This window comes from Pseudomonas sp. TJI-51, assembly GCF_000190455.2.
GTDB classification, from domain to species: Bacteria; Pseudomonadota; Gammaproteobacteria; order Pseudomonadales; family Pseudomonadaceae; genus Aquipseudomonas; species Aquipseudomonas juntendi.
On sequence record NZ_AEWE02000106.1, the window covers coordinates 1 to 20,623 of the forward strand.

The 20,623-nt window shown below is 63.9% G+C and carries 19 protein-coding genes; 4 read left to right on the top strand and 15 right to left on the bottom strand.

Annotation, left to right across the window (positions count from 1 at the left end; all coding sequences use genetic code 11):
• Positions 1-239: 239 nt before the first annotated feature.
• From G1E_RS21005 to zwf, 3 genes are read right to left on the bottom strand one after another with little or no spacing between them, the layout of a single operon-like run.
• Positions 240-920: a bifunctional 4-hydroxy-2-oxoglutarate aldolase/2-dehydro-3-deoxy-phosphogluconate aldolase gene (locus tag G1E_RS21005; protein WP_009683413.1), complete on the bottom strand. Its 681-nt coding sequence runs from the start codon at positions 918-920 to the stop codon at positions 240-242.
• Positions 921-937: 17 nt separating this feature from the next.
• Positions 938-1,651 carry a 6-phosphogluconolactonase gene (gene pgl / locus G1E_RS21010; RefSeq protein ID WP_009683412.1) on the bottom strand — a complete coding sequence of 238 codons (714 nt, stop codon included), beginning with the start codon at positions 1,649-1,651 and terminating at the stop codon, positions 938-940.
• On the bottom strand, positions 1,638-3,107 hold the full coding sequence (gene zwf / locus G1E_RS21015) for a glucose-6-phosphate dehydrogenase (RefSeq protein WP_009683411.1): 1,470 nt from the start codon (positions 3,105-3,107) through the stop codon (positions 1,638-1,640). The genes pgl and zwf overlap by 14 nt, the downstream gene beginning before the upstream one ends.
• A 211-nt stretch (positions 3,108-3,318) precedes the next feature.
• Between zwf and hexR the strand changes: the two genes are divergently transcribed.
• Positions 3,319-4,182: a DNA-binding transcriptional regulator HexR gene (gene hexR / locus G1E_RS21020; protein ID WP_172828429.1), complete on the top strand. Its 864-nt coding sequence runs from the start codon at positions 3,319-3,321 to the stop codon at positions 4,180-4,182.
• Here hexR and G1E_RS21025 read toward each other — a convergent pair.
• The 12 genes from G1E_RS21025 to G1E_RS28440 all read right to left on the bottom strand — a co-directional run bounded on the left by G1E_RS21025 (position 4,175) and on the right by G1E_RS28440 (position 17,740).
• Complete coding sequence (locus G1E_RS21025) at positions 4,175-5,029, bottom strand: D-hexose-6-phosphate mutarotase (RefSeq protein WP_009683409.1); 855 nt, start codon at positions 5,027-5,029, stop codon at positions 4,175-4,177. The genes hexR and G1E_RS21025 overlap by 8 nt on opposite strands.
• 117 nt (positions 5,030-5,146) lie before the next feature.
• On the bottom strand, positions 5,147-6,490 hold the full coding sequence (locus tag G1E_RS21030; protein WP_009683408.1) for a carbohydrate porin: 1,344 nt from the start codon (positions 6,488-6,490) through the stop codon (positions 5,147-5,149).
• A gap of 40 nt (positions 6,491-6,530) precedes the next feature.
• The gene (locus G1E_RS21035; RefSeq protein ID WP_047150078.1) at positions 6,531-7,685 is read right to left on the bottom strand and encodes an ABC transporter ATP-binding protein; all 1,155 of its coding nucleotides are present in this window, start codon (positions 7,683-7,685) and stop codon (positions 6,531-6,533) included.
• A 3-nt stretch (positions 7,686-7,688) separates the two neighbouring features.
• Positions 7,689-8,546, bottom strand: coding sequence for a carbohydrate ABC transporter permease (locus G1E_RS21040; RefSeq protein WP_009683406.1), 858 nt, complete (start codon positions 8,544-8,546; stop codon positions 7,689-7,691).
• Positions 8,539-9,447: a carbohydrate ABC transporter permease gene (locus G1E_RS21045; RefSeq protein WP_009683405.1), complete on the bottom strand. Its 909-nt coding sequence runs from the start codon at positions 9,445-9,447 to the stop codon at positions 8,539-8,541. The genes G1E_RS21040 and G1E_RS21045 overlap by 8 nt, the downstream gene beginning before the upstream one ends.
• A gap of 178 nt (positions 9,448-9,625) precedes the next feature.
• The gene (locus G1E_RS21050) at positions 9,626-10,912 is read right to left on the bottom strand and encodes an ABC transporter substrate-binding protein (RefSeq protein WP_009683404.1); all 1,287 of its coding nucleotides are present in this window, start codon (positions 10,910-10,912) and stop codon (positions 9,626-9,628) included.
• 106 nt (positions 10,913-11,018) lie between these two features.
• Positions 11,019-12,266, bottom strand: a complete 1,248-nt coding sequence (locus G1E_RS21055; protein ID WP_009683403.1) for an AGE family epimerase/isomerase — start codon at positions 12,264-12,266, stop codon at positions 11,019-11,021.
• Between the two features lie 157 nt (positions 12,267-12,423).
• Entirely contained in the window at positions 12,424-13,878 is a 1,455-nt protein-coding gene (locus G1E_RS21060; protein WP_033690505.1) for an ATP-binding protein, read from the bottom strand.
• Positions 13,859-14,584 carry a two-component system response regulator GltR gene (gene gltR / locus G1E_RS21065; protein WP_029885496.1) on the bottom strand — a complete coding sequence of 242 codons (726 nt, stop codon included), beginning with the start codon at positions 14,582-14,584 and terminating at the stop codon, positions 13,859-13,861. Before gltR ends, G1E_RS21060 begins: the two co-directional genes overlap by 20 nt.
• A gap of 107 nt (positions 14,585-14,691) precedes the next feature.
• Positions 14,692-15,651: a glucokinase gene (locus tag G1E_RS21070; RefSeq protein WP_029885497.1), complete on the bottom strand. Its 960-nt coding sequence runs from the start codon at positions 15,649-15,651 to the stop codon at positions 14,692-14,694.
• Entirely contained in the window at positions 15,648-17,474 is a 1,827-nt protein-coding gene (edd, locus tag G1E_RS21075; protein ID WP_009683397.1) for a phosphogluconate dehydratase, read from the bottom strand. The genes G1E_RS21070 and edd overlap by 4 nt, the downstream gene beginning before the upstream one ends.
• Before the next feature lie 71 nt (positions 17,475-17,545).
• Positions 17,546-17,740 carry a hypothetical protein gene (locus G1E_RS28440; RefSeq protein ID WP_125855529.1) on the bottom strand — a complete coding sequence of 65 codons (195 nt, stop codon included), beginning with the start codon at positions 17,738-17,740 and terminating at the stop codon, positions 17,546-17,548.
• On the opposite strand from G1E_RS28440, the gene gap reads away from it, so the two are divergent.
• From gap to G1E_RS21090, 3 genes are all read left to right on the top strand, one after another.
• Positions 17,739-18,740: a type I glyceraldehyde-3-phosphate dehydrogenase gene (gene gap, locus G1E_RS21080; RefSeq protein ID WP_009683396.1), complete on the top strand. Its 1,002-nt coding sequence runs from the start codon at positions 17,739-17,741 to the stop codon at positions 18,738-18,740. The two genes, G1E_RS28440 and gap, sit on opposite strands and share 2 nt — an antisense overlap.
• Positions 18,741-18,931: 191 nt before the next feature.
• Positions 18,932-19,444 carry an RNA polymerase sigma factor gene (locus G1E_RS21085; RefSeq protein ID WP_009683395.1) on the top strand — a complete coding sequence of 171 codons (513 nt, stop codon included), beginning with the start codon at positions 18,932-18,934 and terminating at the stop codon, positions 19,442-19,444.
• Positions 19,445-19,534: 90 nt separating this feature from the next.
• Positions 19,535-20,497, top strand: coding sequence for a FecR domain-containing protein (locus G1E_RS21090; protein ID WP_047150079.1), 963 nt, complete (start codon positions 19,535-19,537; stop codon positions 20,495-20,497).
• Positions 20,498-20,623 lie beyond the last annotated feature (126 nt).

Sequence of the window (20,623 nt, forward strand, 5' to 3'; positions counted from 1 at the left end):
CGCAGCTCGCGATGCGCCGCGCGGGCGGCGCTCAATCTCGATCCATAAGCCCGGCGCGGCCCTGTGGGAGCGGGCGTGCCCGCGAACACCGGAGCAGCCGGTGCCATGTACCGCGCTGGATGCTTCGCGGGCGCGCCCGCTCCCACAGGGGACGCGGTGCACCCGGCGCTGCAAGAATGACAGGCAAAAAAAAGGGGCGCCGACCAAGCGCCCCATAAGCCGTAAAGCACACAACAAATTCAGTTGGCGTCCACTAGCGCCATCGCCTCGGCACTGCACGCCTCGATCCGCGCCCAATCGCCATTCTTGATCCAGCTGCTGTCGAGCATCCAGGTGCCCCCTACACACATCACGTTGGGCAAGGCCATGTAATTGCGCACATTGGCCGGGTTCACACCACCGGTTGGGCAGAAGCGGATATCGCCGAAAGGCCCGCCGAACGCCTTGATCGCCGCCACGCCACCGCTGATTTCCGCAGGGAACAGCTTGAAGCGACGGTAGCCCAGGGCATACCCCAGCATGATTTCAGACGGCGTGCTGATGCCTGGCAGCAGCGGGATCTCGCTGTCCACCCCGGCCTGGAGGAGCTCCGGGGTAATGCCTGGGGTGACAACAAATTGCGCACCTGCGGCTTCAACGGCGGCGAACATACCGCGGTCCAGGACAGTGCCGGCGCCCACGCAGAGCTCCGGGCGCTGCTTGCGCAGTACCTCGATGGCCTTCAGCCCAAGCGGTGAGCGCAAGGTCACTTCGAGGGTACGGATACCGCCAGCAGCCAGTGCGTCAGCCAGCGGCAGGATGTCTTCCTCACGGGCGATGGTGATTACCGGCAGGATGCGCGCCTTTTCGCAAATGGCGTCGATCCGCGCGGCTTTGTCGGCCATCGAGAGCTTGGACTGTGGGCGTTCAAGGGTGGTCATGACTGTGGATCCTTGGCTCATGGGCACCAGTAGATGTCCAGGGGGGCGTGAAGAAAAGCGCGAATCGGCATTTCGGTAAGGTCGTTGCCAGCCAGCGCGGCGCGCAGGGTGGCGAGTTTGCCCTGGCCCTGCACGGCCAGCGCGGTAAAGCCGGCACTGGCCAGCAAAGCGCGGGTCATCGACAGGCGCTGGTGCGGCACGCTGGGCGCCAGCAACGGCAGGCAGCGACGTTTGCTAGCCAGGTCCAGGCCTGCTTCCAAGTTGGGACTGGCCGGGAACAGCGAAGCGGTATGGCCATCGTCCCCCATGCCCAGCACCAGCACGTCGATCTGCGGCAGCTCGGCCAACGCCTGGTCGGCCATGAGTGCGGCGGCGTCGAGGTTTTCCGCCTGCTGGTACAGGCCAATGAAGCGGGCCTTGGCCGCATTACCCTGGAACAGGTGACGGGCCAGCAGGCCCGCGTTGCTGTCGGCGTGCTCTACCGGCACCCAGCGTTCATCGGCCAGGCTGACGGTGACCTTGGCCCAGTCCAGCGCTTCGCTGGCCAGTTTTTCCAGGAAGGGCACCGGGCTGCGGCCACCGGACAACACCACGCAGGCCTGCCCCTTGGCAGCGACCGCAGCGCGCAGGCGCTCGGCCACGTCGTGGGCCTGAGTGGCGGCCAGCGCCTCGGCGTTTGCCAACTCGTGTACGTTCACGACCGCTGGCAGTTTCAGTTCAGATATCCCCATACCACGCCCTCCCATCGCGTGTGATCAGTGCAATCGAGCTCATTGGCCCCCAGGAGCCGGCCGCGTAAGGCTTGGGCGCATCGCCCGCATTACGCCAGCCGGCGATCAACTGGTCGCACCACTTCCAGGCATACTCGATTTCATCCTTGCGCACGAACAGGTTCTGGTTGCCGCGCATCACTTCGAGCAATAGCCGCTCGTAGGCATCCGGAATCCGCGCACTGCGCCAGGTATCGGAAAAATTCAGTTGCAGCGGGCCACTGCGCAGTTGCATGCCCTTGTCCAGCCCCTGCTCCTTGGTCATCACCCGCAACGAAATGCCTTCATCCGGCTGCAGGCGGATGATCAGCTTGTTGCCCACCTGCAAACGCTGTTCCGGGGCGAAGATGTAGTGCGGGGTTTCCTTGAAGTGGATAACGATCTGCGACAGCTTCTGCGGCATGCGCTTGCCGGTGCGCAGGTAGAACGGCACGCCCGACCAACGCCAGTTGCGAATGTCGGCACGCAGGGCGACGAAGGTTTCGGTATCGCTCTGCGCGTTGGCATTGTCTTCTTCCAGGTAGCCCGGTACCGGCTTGCCGTCGCTGTAGCCGGCAATGTACTGGCCACGCACCACGCGGGTGCTCAGGGCGTCGCCCGTGATCGGTGCCAGTGCCTTCAACACCTTCACCTTTTCGTCGCGGATGGCATCGGCAGACAAGTCGCTGGGCGGGTCCATGGCGATCAGGCACAGCAGCTGCAGCAGGTGGTTCTGGATCATGTCGCGCAGTTGCCCGGCCTTGTCGAAGTAGCCCCAGCGGCCTTCGATACCGACCTTTTCGGCAACGGTGATCTCCACATGGGAGATGGAATTCTGGTTCCACTGGGTTTCGAACAGGCTGTTGGCAAACCGCAGGGCAATGAGGTTCTGCACGGTCTCCTTGCCCAGGTAGTGGTCGATACGGTAGACCCGGCTTTCCGGGAAGAACCGCGCGACAGCGTCGTTGACCCGGCGTGACGATTCCAGGTCATGGCCAATGGGTTTTTCCAGCACTACCCGGGTGCGCGCCACCAGGCCGGCCTTGTCAAGGTTCTCGCAAATGGCCCCGTATACAGCCGCGGCGGTGGCAAAGTAGGCGATCAACGGCAGCTCGCCGGGCAACTGCTCGGCCAGCGCCTGATAGCCTTCAGGCTGCAGGAAGTCCAGGTGCAGGTAGCTCAGCCGGGCGAGGAAGCGCCCCAGCGCGGCCGGCTCGATATCGGCCTCGGGCACATGCCGGCGCAGGTGCGCTTCGATGTGATCCAGGTGCGCCTGCGCACTGCCGGCCTCACGCGCCAGCGCCAGCAGACGGGTGTCGGGGTGCAGCAGATTGGCGCGGTCGAGTTGGTACAGCGCAGGAAACAGCTTGCGCAGCGCCAGGTCGCCGAGGGCGCCAAACAGGGCAAAGGTGCAAGGTTCGACACTGATTGCAGCCATGATGTTGGTTCTTTCCTAAAGTTGGTCTAGGAATACCGCTTTCACATACGGTTTTCAAGGGGAAATGTAGTAAAAACCACAACATTACACACAAGTGTTACAGACAAGTGGTACACCAACCGCACCGACAGTACGATAGACGACCGTGCAAAAAGCCTGCTGCTCCCACAGCCGGCTGTCTTCCCGACCCAAGGACATACCCATGGACCGCGTGCGAAACCTCCTGGAACAGATCCAGGGACGCCTCGACGAGCTGAACAAGGCCGAACGCAAAGTCGCCGAAGTCATCCTGCTCAACCCGCAACAAGCCACCCGTTTCAGCATCGCTGCGCTGGCCCAGGCGGCCAAGGTCAGCGAGCCGACCGTCAACCGTTTCTGCCGCTCGTTCGGCGTCAGCGGCTACCCCGAGCTCAAGCTGCAACTGGCACAGAGCCTGGCCAGCGGCGCCGCCTATGTCAGCCGCGCAGTAGAGGCCGACGATGACCCGGCGGCCTATACCCAGAAAATCTTCGCCAGCGCCATTGCCTCACTCGACAGTGCCTGCCAGCAACTGGACCCGATGCAGGTCAGTCGTGCCGTGGACATGATGATCCAGGCCCGGCAAATCCACTTTTTCGGCCTTGGCGCCTCCGCCCCGGTGGCCCTCGATGCACAGCACAAGTTCTTCCGCTTCAACCTGGCGGTATCGGCCCATGCCGACGTGCTGATGCAGCGCATGCTGGCCTCGGTGGCCCACACCGGTGACCTGTTCGTGATCATTTCCTACACCGGGCGCACCCGCGAACTGGTCGATGTGGCACGCCTGGCCCGCGAAAACGGTGCCTCGGTACTGGGCCTGACTGCCGCCGGCTCGCCCCTGGCCAACGCCTGCAGCCTGAGCCTGCATATCCCGCTGCCCGAAGACACCGACATCTACATGCCAATGACCTCGCGCATCATTCAGCTGACCGTGCTCGATGTCCTGGCTACCGGCATGACCCTGCGCCGTGGCGTGGATTTCCAGCCGCACCTGCGCAAGATCAAGGAAAGCCTGAACGCCAGCCGCTACCCGATAGAGGACGACGAACTCAACTGAGCCGGTGCGCCTGCAAACGCAGGTGGGCACGCTGCCCCGGCGCCAGGCTCAGGCCCTCGCCGCTGCCACTGGCCGCCTCGACGCAGACAAAGCCCTGGCATTCCCGCCCGGTCACGCCCATCAACGGGCGATTGCCCGGGTGCCAGACCACCGTGTCGTCGCTGTCGCCCGTGTCGATGCACAGCTCGCGCTGCCAGGCCGGGTCCTGAAGTTGTACCCGCGGCGTGCCCGGGTAGACCTTCTGGCAGCCGCCCTTGAGCTTCAGCGCACCGCCCTCGCGGCAGGCCTGACGGTTGAGCCGGTCATAACCCTGGATATCCTCCAGCCCAGACAGCGCTATCTCGGAAACGTGACTGATACGCCAGTAGGCCAGCAAGGCATGGCTCAACTGGCAGGGTTGGCTGTCCTGGTGCTCGGTGCTCAGGCTCAGCTCCATGCGGCTGCCCAACCGGGCATGCAGGTCGACCTGCCAGTCGCACAGGTCCAATTGCCACTTCAGGCTTACGCCCTCCTCGTCCTCGCGGCTGTCCACCAGCTTCCAGTCCAGCAACCGCGCCCAGCCATGCGCCGGCCACAGGTCTTCGCTGGGGTGGCGGCCATACCACGGCCAGCACACCGGCACACCACCGCGTATCGCCCCCACTTGCGGCCACTGCTCGGCGCACCACAGCCAAGGCCGCTCGCCCGCCGGCTGAAAATGCAGCAGTTGCGCGCCCTGGCGGCTGAATACCGCCTGGCATCGGGGGTGGTCGATGATCAGTACATCGCGCTGCTGGTAACGCTCCCACTCGAATGTCGGCCGCGGCCGCTGCGAGGTGAAGAAGCGATGGAGCGGATGTTCAGGCATGGGTCAGAGCTCTTTTTGTTTGAGGTAGCGCTGTCTCGGCCTATCCCCAACACCCACTGCAGGGCAGTGGGTGCCGGGCGCCGAAAATGGATTGGCGTAAATTTACAACAATTGCCCTCAGAATGACGACTGAATCTTCAAGCCGGCGACCAGCGCATTGTCCACCTGGTCAACCCCACCCGGGCTCTTGATGTACTGCAGGTTGGGCCGCACGGTCAGCCAGTTGGTGACGTGGAAGCCGTAGTACAGCTCGGCGTTGTACTCGGTGCGCTGCAATGGCATGAAGCCTGGGTTGTCGTAATCGTCGATGCCGTTCTGCGCGTTGATCAGCTCGGCACGCTTCTTCACGTCGTCGTTCACATGGATGCGTGCCACGCCAAAGCCGATGTCATCCTTGGGCCGGGCGTCGAACGCGCCTTTGTACACCAACCCCACCTGCTGATAGTTGTCGACCACGTTGGTGGCCTTGTCGTGCACGGTGAAGTTGGCGAACAGGCTGAGGCCGCGGTTCACATCCCCGGCATGGGCGGTGACCTGCTGCTGCGCCACCACCCACCAGCCATGCTTGCTGGAGTGCGACTTGAACGCGTTGCCGGTGATACCCTGCGGGTTGCCGTTGACGTCGTCGTAGACATCGTCGGCCTTGGCGGTGCTGTAGTAGTAGCCCAGGCGGTACTCGCCCGGCAGGCCGTTGACCTTGGGTGACCACACCGCCTCCACCGGCAGGATCGCGCCCTTGGTGCCGCTGCCACTGAGTTTGAAGCCGTTGCCGGTTTCCAGGTTGGAGGGGTTCTGCTCGAAGGCACCGACCTGCACGAAGAAGTCCGGGGTAATGTTGTACTTCACCCGCAGCGCCCACTGGCTGACCGGCCAGTTGTACCAGATGCCGCCTACCCAGTTGCCCACCTGCGAACCGCAGAAGGCCAGGTTCTGGAAGTCGCACGGGAAGCTGTTGAAATCCTCGCCCGGGCCGTAGCGGCCGACTTTCACATCCAGTGCGCCGTCGAAGTACTTCTGCTTGACCCACATCTGGGTCAGACGCCAGGTCTGGCCGCGCCCCCACACCTCCTGCACCGAGCTGAACTGCCCGGCGCGCGGGTCGCTGATGCGGTCGTTGGACAGGTTACGGCCGCTACGTTCGGTGATCGCCAGCTTGAATTCGGCATCGTGCCAGCCGAAGATCTTCTGCAGGTCCAGGTGCGCGCCAAGGGCGAACTGGTCGCTGTAGCGCGCGGTTTTGTCGTCGTTGTAGCCGCCATGCAGGTTACCGGCCACTTCGCCCACGTAATCGAGGGTGAAATCGTAGCCCTTGTCCAGCAGCTCGGTACGGGTGCCGCCCCAGTCCCCGGTCATCCACTTCGATTCGCTGGAAAATGCCTCGGCAGCTTGTGCACTGGCGCTGCCAACCACGGCGAGCAATGCCAGCGACCCCAATGTCTTGATACGTTTGCGCTGTTCCATCCCTTTGCGTCCTCTTTTTCTTATTGATGATGTAGACGAATTAACGGCCTTTGAAGTGAGCCACGTTGTCCTTGGTGGCTGCGGCAGTGCTGGCCAGGTGCAGCCGCTCGCCGCTGTTGGCGTCGAACAGCAGCACCCGCGCCGGGTCCAGTTGCAGGTTGAGGTTGTCGCCAACCTCGCAGGCCACATCGGGCGCCAGGCGGCAGCACACCTTGGTCTGGTTGAGGGTGACGAACACCAGCAGGTCCGGCCCGGTGGGTTCGGTGACCTGCACTTCGGCACGAATGGCCGGCAGGCCGTTGCCCTCGCTGGCCCCCAGGGCGATCTGCTCAGGGCGGATGCCCAGCAGGATTTCACGGCCATCCTGTTCATTAGCGGCCAGCCCCAAGGGCAGCTCGCAGCGCGCCTGGCCGCTGTCGAGCAGCGCCAGCAGGCGGCCATCCCGTTGCTTGAGGCGGGCCGGAATGAAGTTCATTGGCGGCGAGCCGATGAAGCTGGCGACAAACTGGTTGGCCGGGTCGTTGTAGATCTGTTGCGGGGTACCGAACTGCTGGATGATGCCATCTTTCATCACCGCAACCTTGTCGCCCAGGGTCATGGCCTCGATCTGGTCATGGGTGACGTACACGGTGGTGGTCTTCAGGCGCTGGTGCATCAGCTTCATTTCGGTACGCATCTCGACCCGCAGCTTGGCGTCCAGGTTGGACAGCGGCTCGTCGAACAGGTAGATCTTCGGCCGCCGCGCCAGTGCCCGGCCCATGGCCACACGCTGCTGCTGGCCGCCCGACAGCTGCGCCGGTTTGCGCGCCAGCAGGTGCTCGATCTGCAGCAGCTTGGCCACCCGCGCCACCTCTTCATCGATTGCCGCCTGCGGCAGCTTGCGGATTTTCAGGCCAAATTCGATGTTTTCGCGCACGCTCATGGTCGGGTACAGCGCATAGGACTGAAACACCATGGCGATGTCGCGGTCCTTGGGGCTCATGCCACTGACGTCCTGCCCGTCGATGAGAATGGCCCCGCCGGTGATCTGCTCCAGGCCGGCGATGCAGTTCATCAGGGTCGATTTGCCACAGCCCGACGGGCCAACCAAAATCAGGAACTCGCCGTCGCTGATCGACAGCTGGATGTCCTTGAGGGTATCGGGCAGGCCGGTGCCGTAGGTCTTGTTTACATTGCGCAGTTCGAGCGTTGCCATGACTTACCCCTTGACTGCGCCGGCCGTCAGCCCGCGCACGAAATATTTGCCTGCCACCACGTAGACCAGCAGGGTTGGAAGGCCGGCGATCATCGCCGCCGCCATGTCGACGTTGTATTCCTTGGCGCCGGTGCTGGTGTTCACCAGGTTGTTCAGGGCCACGGTGATCGGTTGCGAGTCGCCGCTGGAAAACACCACGCCGAACAGGAAATCGTTCCAGATCTGGGTGAACTGCCAGATCAGGCAGACCATGATGATCGGCGTCGACATCGGCAGGATGATGCGGCGGAAAATGGTGAAGAACCCGGCGCCATCCAGGCGCGCCGCCTTGACCAGCGCATCCGGGATGCTCACGTAGAAGTTGCGGAAGAACAGGGTGGTGAAGGCCAGCCCGTAGACCACGTGCACCAGCACCAAACCACTGGTGGTGCTGGCCAGGCCAAGCTTGCCGAGGGTGAACGAGGCCGGCAGCAACACTGTCTGGAATGGCAGGAAGCAGCCGAACAGCAGCAGCCCGAAGAACAGCTGCGACCCGCGGAAGCGCCACATCGACAACACATAGCCGTTCAACGCGCCGATGGCGGTGGAGATCAGCACCGCCGGCACGGTGATCATGATCGAGTTCCAGAAGTAACCGCTGACCGTGCCCCAGGCCTTGACCCAGCCAATGCCGGTGATCACCGCGGGCCAGCTCAGCAGGTTGCCGGTGCTGATGTCTTCCGGGGTTTTGAAGCTGGTCAGCAGCATCACCACCAGCGGCACCAGGTACAGCAGCACGGCAATCAGCAACACGCCATGGATGGCGATACGGCCAAGGCTCAGTGCCGGTTTTTCGGCAGGGCTATTCGATGCGCTATGCATGGCGTTTGCTCCGCAGCTCCGAGTACAGGTAAGGCACGAGGATCGCCAGAATCGCGCCCAGCATGAGGATGGCGCTGGCAGAGCCCATGCCCATCTGGCCGCGGCTGAAGGTGAACGAGTACATGAACATGGCCGGCAGGTCGGATGAGTAACCCGGGCCACCGGCGGTCATCGCCGCCACCAGGTCGAAGCTCTTGATGGCAATGTGCGAAAGAATCATCAGCGCACTGAAAAACACCGGGCGCAGGCTGGGCAGCACCACTGTCCAGTAAATGCGTGGCAGGCTGGCACCGTCGATCTGCGCAGCGCGGATGATGGACTGGTCAACCCCGCGCAGCCCGGCCAGGAACATGGCCATGATGAAGCCCGATGCCTGCCACACGGCGGCGATCACCAGGCAGTACACCACCCGGTCCGGGTCGATCAGCCAGTCCAGCCGAAAACCCTCCCAGCCCCAATCGCGCAGCAGCTTGTCCAGGCCCATGCCAGGGTTGAGCAGCCACTTCCAGGCGGTGCCGGTAACGATCATCGACAGGGCCATGGGGTACAGGTAAATGGTCCGGATAAAACCTTCGCGGCGAATGCGCTGGTCCAGCAATACCGCCAGCAACACGCCAATGGCCAGGCTGATGGCGATGAACAGGCCGCCGAACAGCAGCAGGTTCTTGCTGGCAACCCACCAGCGATCGTTGTCGAACAGCCGGGCATATTGCGCCAGGCCCGCCCACTTGTAGGTGGGCAGGAAGGTCGAGGTGGTGAAGGACAGCACGAATGTCCAGAGGATGTAGCCGTAGAAGCCCACCAGCACAATGAACATGCTCGGTGCCAGCACCAGCTTGGGTAGCCAGCGCTGCAGCGCGTCCAGGGGTGAGGCCCGCAATTGGGCGGTAGTTGTGGTCATGGTTCACCTCAAAGGCGCTGCACTCCGGGTAGGAGCGGCCTTGCGTCGCGATGGGCTGCTGCGCAGCCCTGAGGACTCAAGTTCGACACCTACCTGAAAGATCGAGTGCGCAGGTTTGGGGCTGCTGCGCAGCCCATCGCGACGCAAGGCCGCTCCTACAACGGGACCGCGTCAGCCTTTACTGGGCCGCCTTGATCGCCGCCGCCAGCTTCTTCGCCGCATCGGCCGGGTCGGCCTTGGGGTCGTTGATGTAGTTGGTCACCACATCGAAGAACGCGCCCTGCACGGCCAGCGTGGTGGCCATGTTGTGCGCCATGCTTGGCTGCAGGCCGCCCGTCTTGGCGTCGGCGAGGAAGTCCTTGGCGGAGGTTTGCGCGCAGCTGTCGAAGCCATACTTGCCCATGTTGCCGAGCATGTCGTTACGCACCGGAATCGACCCTTTGTTGATGCTGAAGACCTTCTGGAAGTCCTCGCCCAGCACCTTGCGCGCGATGTCCTGCTGCCCGGCGGATGTTCCGGCGTCGTTCTGCTTGAACACCACCAGCGAGTCGATGTTGTACAGGAAGGCCTTGTCAGTGCCGGGGAATGGGACGCACTGGTAATCCTTGCCGGCGGTTTTCTTCGCCAGGGTCCATTCGCTCTTGGCCCAGTCACCCATGATCTGCATGCCGGCCTTGCCGTTGATGACCTTGGCCGCTTCCAGGTTCCAGTCCTGGCCCTTGCCATCCTGGTCCATGTAGGTGGCGACCTTTTTCAGCTCGGTCAGTGCCTTGACCATTTGCGGGCCAGCCAGGGTGGCGCTGTCGAGGTCGACCAGGGCCTTCTTGTAGCCATCGACGCCCATCACTGCCAGGACCACGTTTTCGAACACGGTGCTGTCCTGCCAAGGCTGGCCGCCATGGGCAAGCGCAATGAAGCCGGCGGCCTTGAGCTTGTCGGCAGCGGCATAGAATTCGTCGAGGGTGCTGGGCGCCTTGTCGATGCCGGCTTTCTTGAAGACTTCGGGGTTGATCCACAGCCAGTTGATACGGTGGATGTTGACCGGCACGGCAACGTAGTCACCGTCGTACTTCACGGTATCGGCGACCTTCTTGTCGAGCAGCGAGTCCCACTTTTCTTCCTTGGCCACGTCCTTGAGCACATCGGCATCGAGCAGGCCGGTGGCCGCCCAGTCCTGGATGTCCGGGCCCTTGATCTGCGCCACACCGGGTGGGTTGCCGGCGACTGCGCGGCTCTTGAGTACGGTCATGGCGGTGGCCCCGCCGCCGCCGGCAACGGCGCCGTCCTTCCAGGTGAAGCCATCTTGCTCGACTTGCGCCTTGAGCACATCGACCGCTGCTTTTTCACCGCCAGAGGTCCACCAGTGCACCACCTCTACACTGCCTTTGCTTTCAGCGGCGCTGGCGCCCAGCGGCAGTAAGGAGGCGAGCGAGATAGCAGCGGCGAGACAGAGTTTGGAATTCATCGAAGCACCTTTCTTGTTGTTATGCGTGCAAGTCAAACGCTTGCGTTGCATGGAGTCTAAACAGCGTGCCCGCCCCGTCAGGTAACGAAGCGATGCGTGAATGTCATCATTTGGTTACATTGCTGCCCAGGTTGCTGGCCAGGCTGGGCGCCAGCGGCAAGCCTGGCAGCAGCAGCGCCTGGTAGGCGTGATAGAGGTCGGGCTTGCCCGGCCAGATGGTCCCGGCCGGCCGGTTGTTGCTATCGAGTTCGTGGTGCCAGCTGCCCGCCACAGGGTCGATGAAGTGGTTGGCGATAAACCCCCAGAGGGTGCGGTACCACTGCTCGTAACGGGCCTCGCCGGTACGCTGCAACAAGGCCGCGGCGGCGGCGCACGCTTCGGCGTGCACCCAGTGCAGGCGCGCATTCACCACCGGGCGGTTGGCCCAGTCCAGGGTGTAGACGAAACCCTCTGCGCCATCGACGTTCCAGGCGTGCTGGCAGGCGGCCTCGAACAGCCCGCTGGCACTTTCTGCCAGCCACTGCGGTGCCGGCAGCCCGGCACGTTGCAGGCTGGCCTCCAGGTGCAGTAGCAAACGCGCCCATTCCAAGGCGTGCCCAGGCGTGGTGCCAAAGGGCCGGAAATGATCGGCGGGGTGGTCGTGGTTGTAGTCCGCCACGGGCTGCCAGTGCATGTCGAAGTGTTCGATCACCCGGTAACCGCTACCGGCGGCATGGGTATGGATGATGCGTTCGGCGATACGCAACGCGCGTTGCAGCCACAGCGTGTTGCCGGTGACATCAGCCAGGGCCAGGAACGCCTCGGTCGCATGCATGTTGCTGTTGGCGCCACGGTACGGCTCGGGCAACTGCCAGGCACGGGAGTAAGCCTCTTGCAGGGCACCTTCGGCTTCGCTCCAGAAATGCCGCTCGATCACCTCGGTGGCGTCTGCCAGCAGGCCCCTGGCACCGTCGGCGCCCGCCACCACGGCAGAGCTGGCGGCCAGGGCGACGAAGGCATGCAGGTAGGCGGCCTTGCCGCTGTCCTGCTGGCCATCGGGGTGAGCGAACCAGCCCCCATAGCTGGCATCCTGCATGGCCCCGCGCAGGGCGGCCACGCCGTGCTCGGCGTAGGCCAGGCAGCCTGGAATGCCTTGCAGGTGAGCCAGGGCAAAACAGTGGGTCATGCGCGCCGTGTTCATGGTTTCGGCGCGGGCACCAGCGGCGAGTTGGCCTTTGGCATCCAGGTTGCCGAAGCCGTCCGGGCGTTTCGCGGCTTTGGCAAAGGCCAGCAGCCGCTGGGCCTCGGCCAGGCGCCAGGCCGTATGAGCCGGGGCTTTCAGCCAGCTGGTGGAGGGCAGTAGGTGGGTATTCATGAGCCAGCTTTATCCTTGCCAGTCGTGTGCGAATTCTAGCCAGCGGGGTCGAGGCAGATGTCACGAAGGAGGCTGGGATTGTCACTGGGCAGTGACAATTGAGTGACCTGAGTGCAAACCTTGAAACCCGTGCGGCCCTTGCAGGCAACACGGAAAATCAGTCCATGCCTCGCGGCAGGAACAAGGTTACCCGCAGCCCGCCGCCGCGCAGGTTCAGCAAACTCACCTCGCCGCCGTGGCTATGGGCAATATTGCGTGCAATCCCCAACCCCAGCCCGTAACCCTGTTGCTGGGCGGCCAGGCGGAAGTGTGGCTCGAACACCTGCTCCAGCTGCTGCTGGGGTACCCCCGGCCCTTGGTCATCCACCTGCAGCACAAAGCCCTCGGCGCTGTCGATGATACGCAGTTGCGCCCGTTCGCCGTACTTGATGGCGTTGTCGATCAGGTTGCCGATGCAGCGCCGCAGGGCCAGAGGTTTGCCGGGGTACGGTGCAAGCGCCTTGCCGTACACAGTGACGCGACCATCGGCCAGGTAAGGCTCGGCCAGGATATCCAGCACCTGATTGAGGTCGACGGGCTCGATGTTCTCGTGGATGTCGGTGTCCTTCACGCATTGCAGGGCGCCTTTGACCAGCAGCTCCAGCTCGTCCAGGTCCTGGCTGAACTTGGCTTGCAGGCGCTCCTCTTCCAACAGCTCGACACGCAGGCGCAGGCGGGTTATTGGTGTGCGCAGGTCGTGGGATATGGCGCTGAACAACTGGCTGCGTTCGGTCAGGTAACGGCTGATACGTTCGCGCATGCTGTTGAATGCCCGGCTCACCTCGACCACTTCGCTGCCGCCACCTTCCGCCAGCGGCGCCACATCAGCGCCCAGCGACATTTCCCGCGCGGCCCGGGCCAGGCGTTTGAGTGGCCAGCTTTGCCAGTGCACCAGCAAGCCGATGAACAGCAACAGCAAGGCCGTGGTCAGCACAATGAACCCCACCTGCTGGCGTGGCAGGCGTTCGGCTTCCAGGCCGGTATACGGCTCGGGCAGCAACGAGGCGATGTACAGCCACTCCCCCTCACCCAGGCGGATCTGCGTGACCAGCACCGGTGGCTTGAGGGGCTCGAGCGTCAGCGAGTAATGCGCCCACGAGCGCGGCAGCTCGTCGAGCTTGAGGCCGCTGTTGAAGATACGCAGCTCGTCAGGCCCGACGAATTCGACGGAAATTTCCATCTGCGACCCCAGGCGCTCGTGCAACACCTGCTGGAATACATCGATCACCGCCTGCTTGCGCGCCGTGACGGGCAACGCCTGCATGTCCAGCGGGGTGGCGTTGAGCGATACGAAAAACCGCGTGCCGCCCATGCTGCGCAACTGATCGAGTACCAGCGGCCGGTAGGCCACTGGCAACGACCGGAAGTAACTGACGCTGGCGCTCATCGAATGGGCCAGGCTGCTGGCACTGGCCCGCAACCCCTGCAACTGGCTGGCGCGCAGTTGGGAAACCCAGATGATGCTCGACAACCCCTGGGCCAGCAGCACCACCAGCAGGGTCAGCAGCAGCATGCGCCCCAGCAGTGAGCGGGGCAGCAAGCGCCAGCGCCGCTCAGGGCGCACAGCAGACATGCGCCGCCAACAGGTAACCGCTGCCGCGCACGGTGCGGATCAGCCGGGGAGGTTTATCGGTGTCGCGCAGGCGCTGGCGCAGGCGACTGACCGCCATGTCGACGATACGGTCCAGCGGCATCGGCTCGCGGCCGCGGGTGGCATTGCCGATGGTGTCGCGGTCGAGGATTTGCTGTGGGTGGTCGAGGAACAGCTTGAGCAGTGCGAAGTCGGCACCGGAGAGAATCACCTCCTCACCATCGCGGTGGAACAGCCGGTGGCTGACCGTGTCCAGGCGCCAGTCATCGAAGGCCAGCACCGCGCTCCCCGGCGCCGCCTGGCCAAACTCGGCGCGGCGCAGCAGGGCCTTTAGCCGCGCCTGCAGCTCGCGCGGGCTGAACGGTTTGCCCAGGTAGTCGTCGGCACCCAGCTCCAGGCCGATGACCCGGTCGGCTTCATCGGAACTGGCAGTGAGCATGATGATTGGCACACGCGCCCGGCGCGGATGCTGCCGAACCCAGCGGCACAGGCTGAAACCATCTTCATCGGGCAACATGACATCGAGAATGACCAGGTCGCAGGGGCTGCTGTCCAGCGCGCGGCGAAAGCCCGCGCCGTCGGCTTCGGCATGCACCTGGAAGCCGGAGCGGCTCAAATAGGTTTGCAGCAGTTCACGGATTTCCTGGTCGTCGTCGACCATCAGGATCGATTTGCCGGCAGTGCTCAAGGTGGTCCTTCCTCTTCTCGGTTACAGGTCTTTGCTGCCTGTTTTTATTGGGGCTGCTTTGCAGCCCTTCGCGGGCTTGCCCGCGATGGGCCGCAAAGCGACCCCAGTCAATGGTCCAGCGCTTGCTGCAACGCCACACCCGCCCCCAGCAACCCGGAAAACTCCGCCGTCACCAGCCACACCGGCACACCCGCAAAGTAGCCGCTCATGCAGCCTTTGTCGGCAAAGCTGGCGGCGAACCCGCTGCGCAGGAACAACTCGGCAAACCGCGGGATGACCCCGCCAACGATATAGACCCCACCGCGCGCGCCCAGGGTAAGCACATTGTTCCCGGCCACGCGCCCCAGGAACCGGCAGAACTGCTCGATCACCGCCAGTGCCCGTGGCTCGCCGCCCAGCGCTGCATCGGTGATCTGCGCCGGGGACGTGTGACGTGGGGTGTCGCCGTCCAGCGCACACAGCGCCTGGTAAAGCCGTACCAGGCCACCCCCGCTGAGTACCGTCTCGGCACTGACATGGCCGATTTGCTGGTGGATCTGCTGGTGGATCGCCGCTTCGCGGGCGTTGCCCACCGGCAGGTCGACATGCCCGCCTTCGCCCGGCAAGGCCTGCCAGTGCTGCCCGCCAAGGCGCAGCAGCGAACCCACGCCAAGGCCGGTGCCCGGGCCGATCACCAGTGCCGGGCGCGTGGGGTCTGCCTGGCCGGGGCACACCTGGCGCACTTCGCCTTCTTGCAGGCGGGTCATGCCCAACGCCATGGCGGTGAAATCATTGATCAACACAAGCCGCTCGACCTGCAAGGTCTTGCAGAACGCCAGGCGGCTCAGACGCCAGTGGTTGTTGGTGAAGCGAAACTCGTCGCCCTCGACCGGCCCTGCCACCGCCAGGCACACCGCGGCCAGGCCGCCGCGGGCGATGCCCTGGCCATGCAGATAGGCCTCGATAGCCTGCTCCGGGCTGGTGTAGTCCGCGGTAGCGAAGACTTTTACCTCGTGCAACTGGTTGTCACGCCACAACGCAAAACGGGCGTTGGTGCCGCCGATATCGCCAACCAGCAGGTCCTTCATTTAAGGTTCTCCAGGGCAGAGGTGAAGGCACTGGCGCCCTGCTCTGCCGGGCTGAACGCCATGCGCATGAAGCCGAACAGCTCGCGCCCGCACCCCAGGTCATTGCCCTGGGGCGCCGGCGGCAGGTCGCGGCTGGCCAGTTCTTCGGCCGATACCAGTACCCGCAGCGTGCCTTCGACACCATCAACGCGCACCATATCACCATCGCGCACCCGTGCCAGCGGGCCACCGTCATAGGCTTCGGGGCACACGTGGATCGCCGCCGGGATCTTGCCCGAGGCGCCGGACATGCGCCCGTCGGTAACCAGCGCCACCTTGAAGCCGCGGTCTTGCAGCACGCCCAGGAACGGCGTGAGCTTGTGCAGCTCGGGCATGCCATTGCAGCGGGGGCCCTGGAAGCGCACCACGGCCACGAAATCACACTCCAGCTCACCGGCCTTGAATGCATCGGCCAGCGACTGCTGATCGTGGAACACCCGCGCCGGGGCCTCGACCACCTGGTGCTCGGCAGCTACAGCCGAAACCTTCATCACGCCACGCCCCAGGTTGCCCTCCATCACCCGCAGGCCGCCTTCGGCCGAGAACGGCCGCGCGACCGGGCGCAGGATGCTTTCGTCCAGGCTTTGCAGCGGGCCTTCGCGCCATACCAGCTTGCCATCATCGAGGAACGGCTCCTGGGTGTAACGGCGCAGGCCGTGGCCGGCGACGGTGTTGACGTCTTCGTGCAACAGGCCGGCATCGAGCAGCTCGCGGATCAGGAAGGCCATGCCGCCAGCGGCCTGGAAGTGGTTGATGTCAGCCTTGCCGTTGGGGTAGACATGCGACAGGGTGGGTACGACCTCGGAGAGGTCGGCCATGTCCTGCCAGGTCAGCTGTATGCCGGCAGCCTGGGCAATTGCCGGGATGTGCAGGGTATGGTTGGTGGAGCCACCCGTGGCGTGCAGGGCAACGATGGAGTTGACCAGCGCCTTCTCGTCGACGATTTCGCCCAGCGGCATGAAGCTGCCACTGGCCTTGGTCATGCGCGTGACCTGTTGCGCGGCCTCGGCGGTGAGCGCATCGCGCAGCGGCGTGTACGGGTTGACGAACGACGCGCCAGGCAGATGCAGGCCCATCACCTCCATCACCAGCTGGTTGGTATTGGCGGTGCCGTAGAAGGTGCAGGTACCCGGGCTGTGGTAGGAATTCATCTCCGACTCCAGCAGCTCCTCGCGGCTGGCCTTGCCTTCGGCATAGCGCTGGCGCACGTCGGCCTTCTGCTTGTTGGAAATGCCGGAAACCATCGGCCCGCCCGGCACGAAAATGGTCGGCAAGTGGCCAAAGCGCAACGCGCCCATCATCAGCCCGGGGACGATCTTGTCGCAAATGCCCAGCATCAGCGCGGCGTCGAACATGTTGTGCGACAGCGCCACCGCAGTGGACATGGCAATCACTTCCCGGCTGGCGATGGCCAGTTCCATGCCCGGCTCACCCTGGGTCACGCCGTCGCACATGGCCGGCACGCCACCGGCGAACTGGCCGACCGAGCCGACCTCGCGCAGGGCCTGCTTGATCTGCTCGGGGAAGTGCAGGTACGGCTGGTGGGCCGACAGCATGTCGTTGTAGGCCGAGACGATGGCCACGTTGGCGGCGTTCATCAGGCGCAGCGTTTGCTTGTCGTCGCTGCCGCAACCGGCCACCCCGTGGGCGAAGTTGGCGCACTGCAGGCTGGCGCGCATGGGCCCGTCACTGGCCGCGCCGCGAATCAGCTGCAGGTAGCGTTCGCGGGTGGCTCGGCTGCGTTCGACCAGCCGCTGGGTGACCTCAAGGATGCGCGGATGCATGTACTGGACTCCAGACTAATTGTAAGGGCGGTTTACCGGGCATTTCCCCTCCAACCGATTGCCGCCTAGGCTCAAGACCAGGAGCCCGCTGCATCGGTAGAGGCATCTTGCCCCACCACTCGTTGTATGTTTAAACAAAATACTGCCACTAAAAAGGCTTGTTTTCTATCTGATAGTGAATAATCTTGTAATTCCAACAACAAAACCGTTTCAGTGAAGCTCCTTTGTGCCACAGGTTTCACTCGGACTGCCAGAGGTACTGCCATGACCCTTCGCATCGCCATCAATGGATTCGGCCGCATCGGCCGTAACGTCCTGCGCGCACTGTATACCCAAGGCTACCGCCAGGACTTGCAGGTCGTCGCCATCAACGACCTGGGCGACAGCGCCATGAACGCCCACCTGCTCAAGTACGACAGCGTGCACGGCACCTTCGACGCCACGGTCGAGGCCGACCACGAAAGCCTCACGGTCAATGGTGACCGTATCGCGGTCAGTGCCATTCGCAACCCGGCCGAACTGCCGTGGAAGGCCGAAGCGATCGATGTGGTGTTCGAATGCACCGGGTTGTTTACCGAGCGGGCCAAGGCAGCTGCCCACCTGGCTGCCGGGGCGGGCAAGGTGATTGTCTCGGCGCCGGCCAAAGGGGCTGATGCCACCGTGGTGTACGGGGTCAACCATGACGTGCTGCGGGCTTCGCACCAGGTCATTTCCAACGCCTCGTGCACCACCAACTGCCTGGCACCGATCGCCCAGGTGCTGCACCGCGAGTTCGGCATCGAGCAAGGCCTGATGACCACCATCCACGCCTATACCAACGACCAGGTGCTGACCGACGTTTACCACAGCGACCCGTACCGCGCGCGCTCGGCAACCCAGTCGATGATCCCCAGCAAGACCGGCGCGGCCGAGGCGGTAGGCCTGGTATTGCCGGAACTGGCCGGCAAACTGACCGGTATGGCCGTGCGGGTCCCAGTGATCAACGTGTCGCTGGTGGACCTGACCGTGAACCTCAAACGCGAGGCCACCGCCGAGCAGGTCAACCAGTTGTTCCTCGAGGCGAGCAAGCATTCCAAGGTCTTGGGCTACAACGCGTTGCCATTGGTTTCCTGCGATTTCAACCACAACCCGCTGTCGTCGATCTTCGATGCCAACCACACCCGCGCCAGCGGGCGCATGCTCAAGGTGCTGGCCTGGTATGACAACGAGTGGGGCTTCAGCAACCGCATGCTGGATAACTGCCTGGCGTTGTGCAGGGCCCGGTGAGCCTGACGGGGCACTTTGGGCGCCTGTGAGACCCGGCGCCGCGCGGGCGGCGCTCGGTCTCTAATACACAGAACATCCTCCCCCAGCCACCAGCGGGCTCACAATCTTTACCTTTTCCTAACATTTCCAGACTTGACCTTCTTCATAGATGATAAGCATTATCATTAGCTTTTGGTCGGTCAGGTCTTCTCGTGAGTCAGTCCCGGTTCAACGCCGTCTTCCTCCTCCAGCGCCTTTCCCTGCTGCGCACCCTGCAGCGCATGGTCGGCAACCCCAGCACCGCCGAGGACCTGCTGCAGGAAACCTACCTGCGGGTGTCGCGCGCCCTGGGCGAGCGGCCTGTCGAGCACATCGAACCCTTCGTGTTCCAGACGGCCCGCAACCTGGCGCTCGACCACTTGCGCGCCCGCCGGGTGCAGGCCCGCATGCTGGTCGACGACGTGCCCGACGAGGTGCTGCACAGCGTGGCCGCACCGGCCAGCAGCAGCGAGGATGCCGCGCACGCCGAACAACTGCTCAAGCACCTGAGCATCAGCCTGAACCAGCTGAGCGAGCGCCAGCAGCGCATCTTCATTCTCAGCCGCCTGCATGGCGCCACCTACCTGGAAATTGCCCAGCAACTGAATGTTTCGGCCAGTACGGTACAAAAGGAACTGAAGCTGATCATGGCCATCTGCATGGGCGTCGCCGAGCGCCTGAAGTAAACCGGCCGCTGGCCAGCCCCTCAACGTAAAGCCCTTGCCACACCACGCCGTAGCCTTGATCATTTGCAAAAAACCACGCAAGGATTCCCCGTGACCGACAGCCCCGCCCCTCGCCCGTCACCTGCCGGGCCCAATGCCCGTGCGCGTGCCATGGACGAGGCGCTGGAATGGCTGGTACGCCTGCAAGGCGCCGATGCCGACGACACCCTCGCCTTCCAGGCCTGGTTGAGCGCAGCGCCAGAAAACGCCGAAGCCTATGTCGAGGCAGAAGCGCTGTGGAACGGTATGCCGCTGCACCAGGTGGCCACGCAGATGCACCGGCAGCAGCGTCGGTCGTGGCGCGGGCGCCTGCGCAGCCACTGGAAGCCGTTGGCGACGGCAGCCGTGCTGCTGGTTGGGCTGGTGACCTTCGGTAACCTGCCGACACGCCTGCAGGCCGACCACCTGACCGTGGTCGGCGAACGCCAGCGCCTGCAACTGGACGATGGCGCGAAGGTGCTGCTGAATACCAATTCGGCGTTCGCCAGTGACCGCCGCGGCGGCCGCCAGGTCGCGCGCCTGCTGCAGGGTGAAGCCTACTTCCAGGTGCCGCAGAACGCGCCGATGCCGCTGGAAGTCCAGGCCGGGCCATTGCGCGCGCAAGCACGCGATACCGATTTCGCCGTGCGCTACCTCAACGGTGAAGCGCAACTGCGGGTGCAGCGCGGCGATGTCGACCTGCAAGGTGCGCGTGACCAGCGCATACGCCTCAGCGCTGGCGACAGCATCAGTGTGGGCCCCCAGGGCATTGGCCAGCGCCAGCGCCCCGACATGCACAAGGACCTGGCCTGGGTCGATGGCCGCCTGGTGTTCGAAAACTGCCCGCTGAGCCAGGTCCTGGCCGAAGTCCGGCGCTATTACCCCGGCTGGATCATCAACCGCAATACCCAGCTGGATGACGTTGCCGTAACCGGCAACTACCGCCTCGACCAACCGCTGGAAACCCTGCGCGCGCTGGCTCACATCACCTCCGCCCAGTTGCATGAGTACCCGGCGCTGGTCATCCTGAACTGACTGTTTGCCTCCCCTACGGCCACGCCGCCGCGCAGCCCGGCATGCCTGTTCAACGCTTTTGCATTTATTTTTACGCGGTTTTGCGCCCCCATCCGTCTCGTTATAGCCAATGCAACTGATTCTTGT

Excerpts from the sequence above, each read along its gene's own strand:
- gap (WP_009683396.1), top strand. The coding sequence starts at position 17,739 with ATGACCCTTCGCATCGCCATCAATGGATTCGGCCGCATCGGCCGTAAC.
- G1E_RS21060 (WP_033690505.1), bottom strand. The coding sequence starts at position 13,878 with ATGTCTGCTGTGCGCCCTGAGCGGCGCTGGCGCTTGCTGCCCCGCTCA.
- G1E_RS28440 (WP_125855529.1), bottom strand. The coding sequence starts at position 17,740 with ATGGCAGTACCTCTGGCAGTCCGAGTGAAACCTGTGGCACAAAGGAGC.
- edd (WP_009683397.1), bottom strand. The coding sequence starts at position 17,474 with ATGCATCCGCGCATCCTTGAGGTCACCCAGCGGCTGGTCGAACGCAGC.
- G1E_RS21040 (WP_009683406.1), bottom strand. The coding sequence starts at position 8,546 with ATGCATAGCGCATCGAATAGCCCTGCCGAAAAACCGGCACTGAGCCTT.
- G1E_RS21070 (WP_029885497.1), bottom strand. The coding sequence starts at position 15,651 with ATGAAGGACCTGCTGGTTGGCGATATCGGCGGCACCAACGCCCGTTTT.
- G1E_RS21030 (WP_009683408.1), bottom strand. The coding sequence starts at position 6,490 with ATGGAACAGCGCAAACGTATCAAGACATTGGGGTCGCTGGCATTGCTC.
- G1E_RS21025 (WP_009683409.1), bottom strand. The coding sequence starts at position 5,029 with ATGCCTGAACATCCGCTCCATCGCTTCTTCACCTCGCAGCGGCCGCGG.
- G1E_RS21005 (WP_009683413.1), bottom strand. The coding sequence starts at position 920 with ATGACCACCCTTGAACGCCCACAGTCCAAGCTCTCGATGGCCGACAAA.
- G1E_RS21055 (WP_009683403.1), bottom strand. The coding sequence starts at position 12,266 with ATGAATACCCACCTACTGCCCTCCACCAGCTGGCTGAAAGCCCCGGCT.
- pgl (WP_009683412.1), bottom strand. The coding sequence starts at position 1,651 with ATGGGGATATCTGAACTGAAACTGCCAGCGGTCGTGAACGTACACGAG.
- G1E_RS21045 (WP_009683405.1), bottom strand. The coding sequence starts at position 9,447 with ATGACCACAACTACCGCCCAATTGCGGGCCTCACCCCTGGACGCGCTG.
- G1E_RS21035 (WP_047150078.1), bottom strand. The coding sequence starts at position 7,685 with ATGGCAACGCTCGAACTGCGCAATGTAAACAAGACCTACGGCACCGGC.
- G1E_RS21050 (WP_009683404.1), bottom strand. The coding sequence starts at position 10,912 with ATGAATTCCAAACTCTGTCTCGCCGCTGCTATCTCGCTCGCCTCCTTA.
- zwf (WP_009683411.1), bottom strand. The coding sequence starts at position 3,107 with ATGGCTGCAATCAGTGTCGAACCTTGCACCTTTGCCCTGTTTGGCGCC.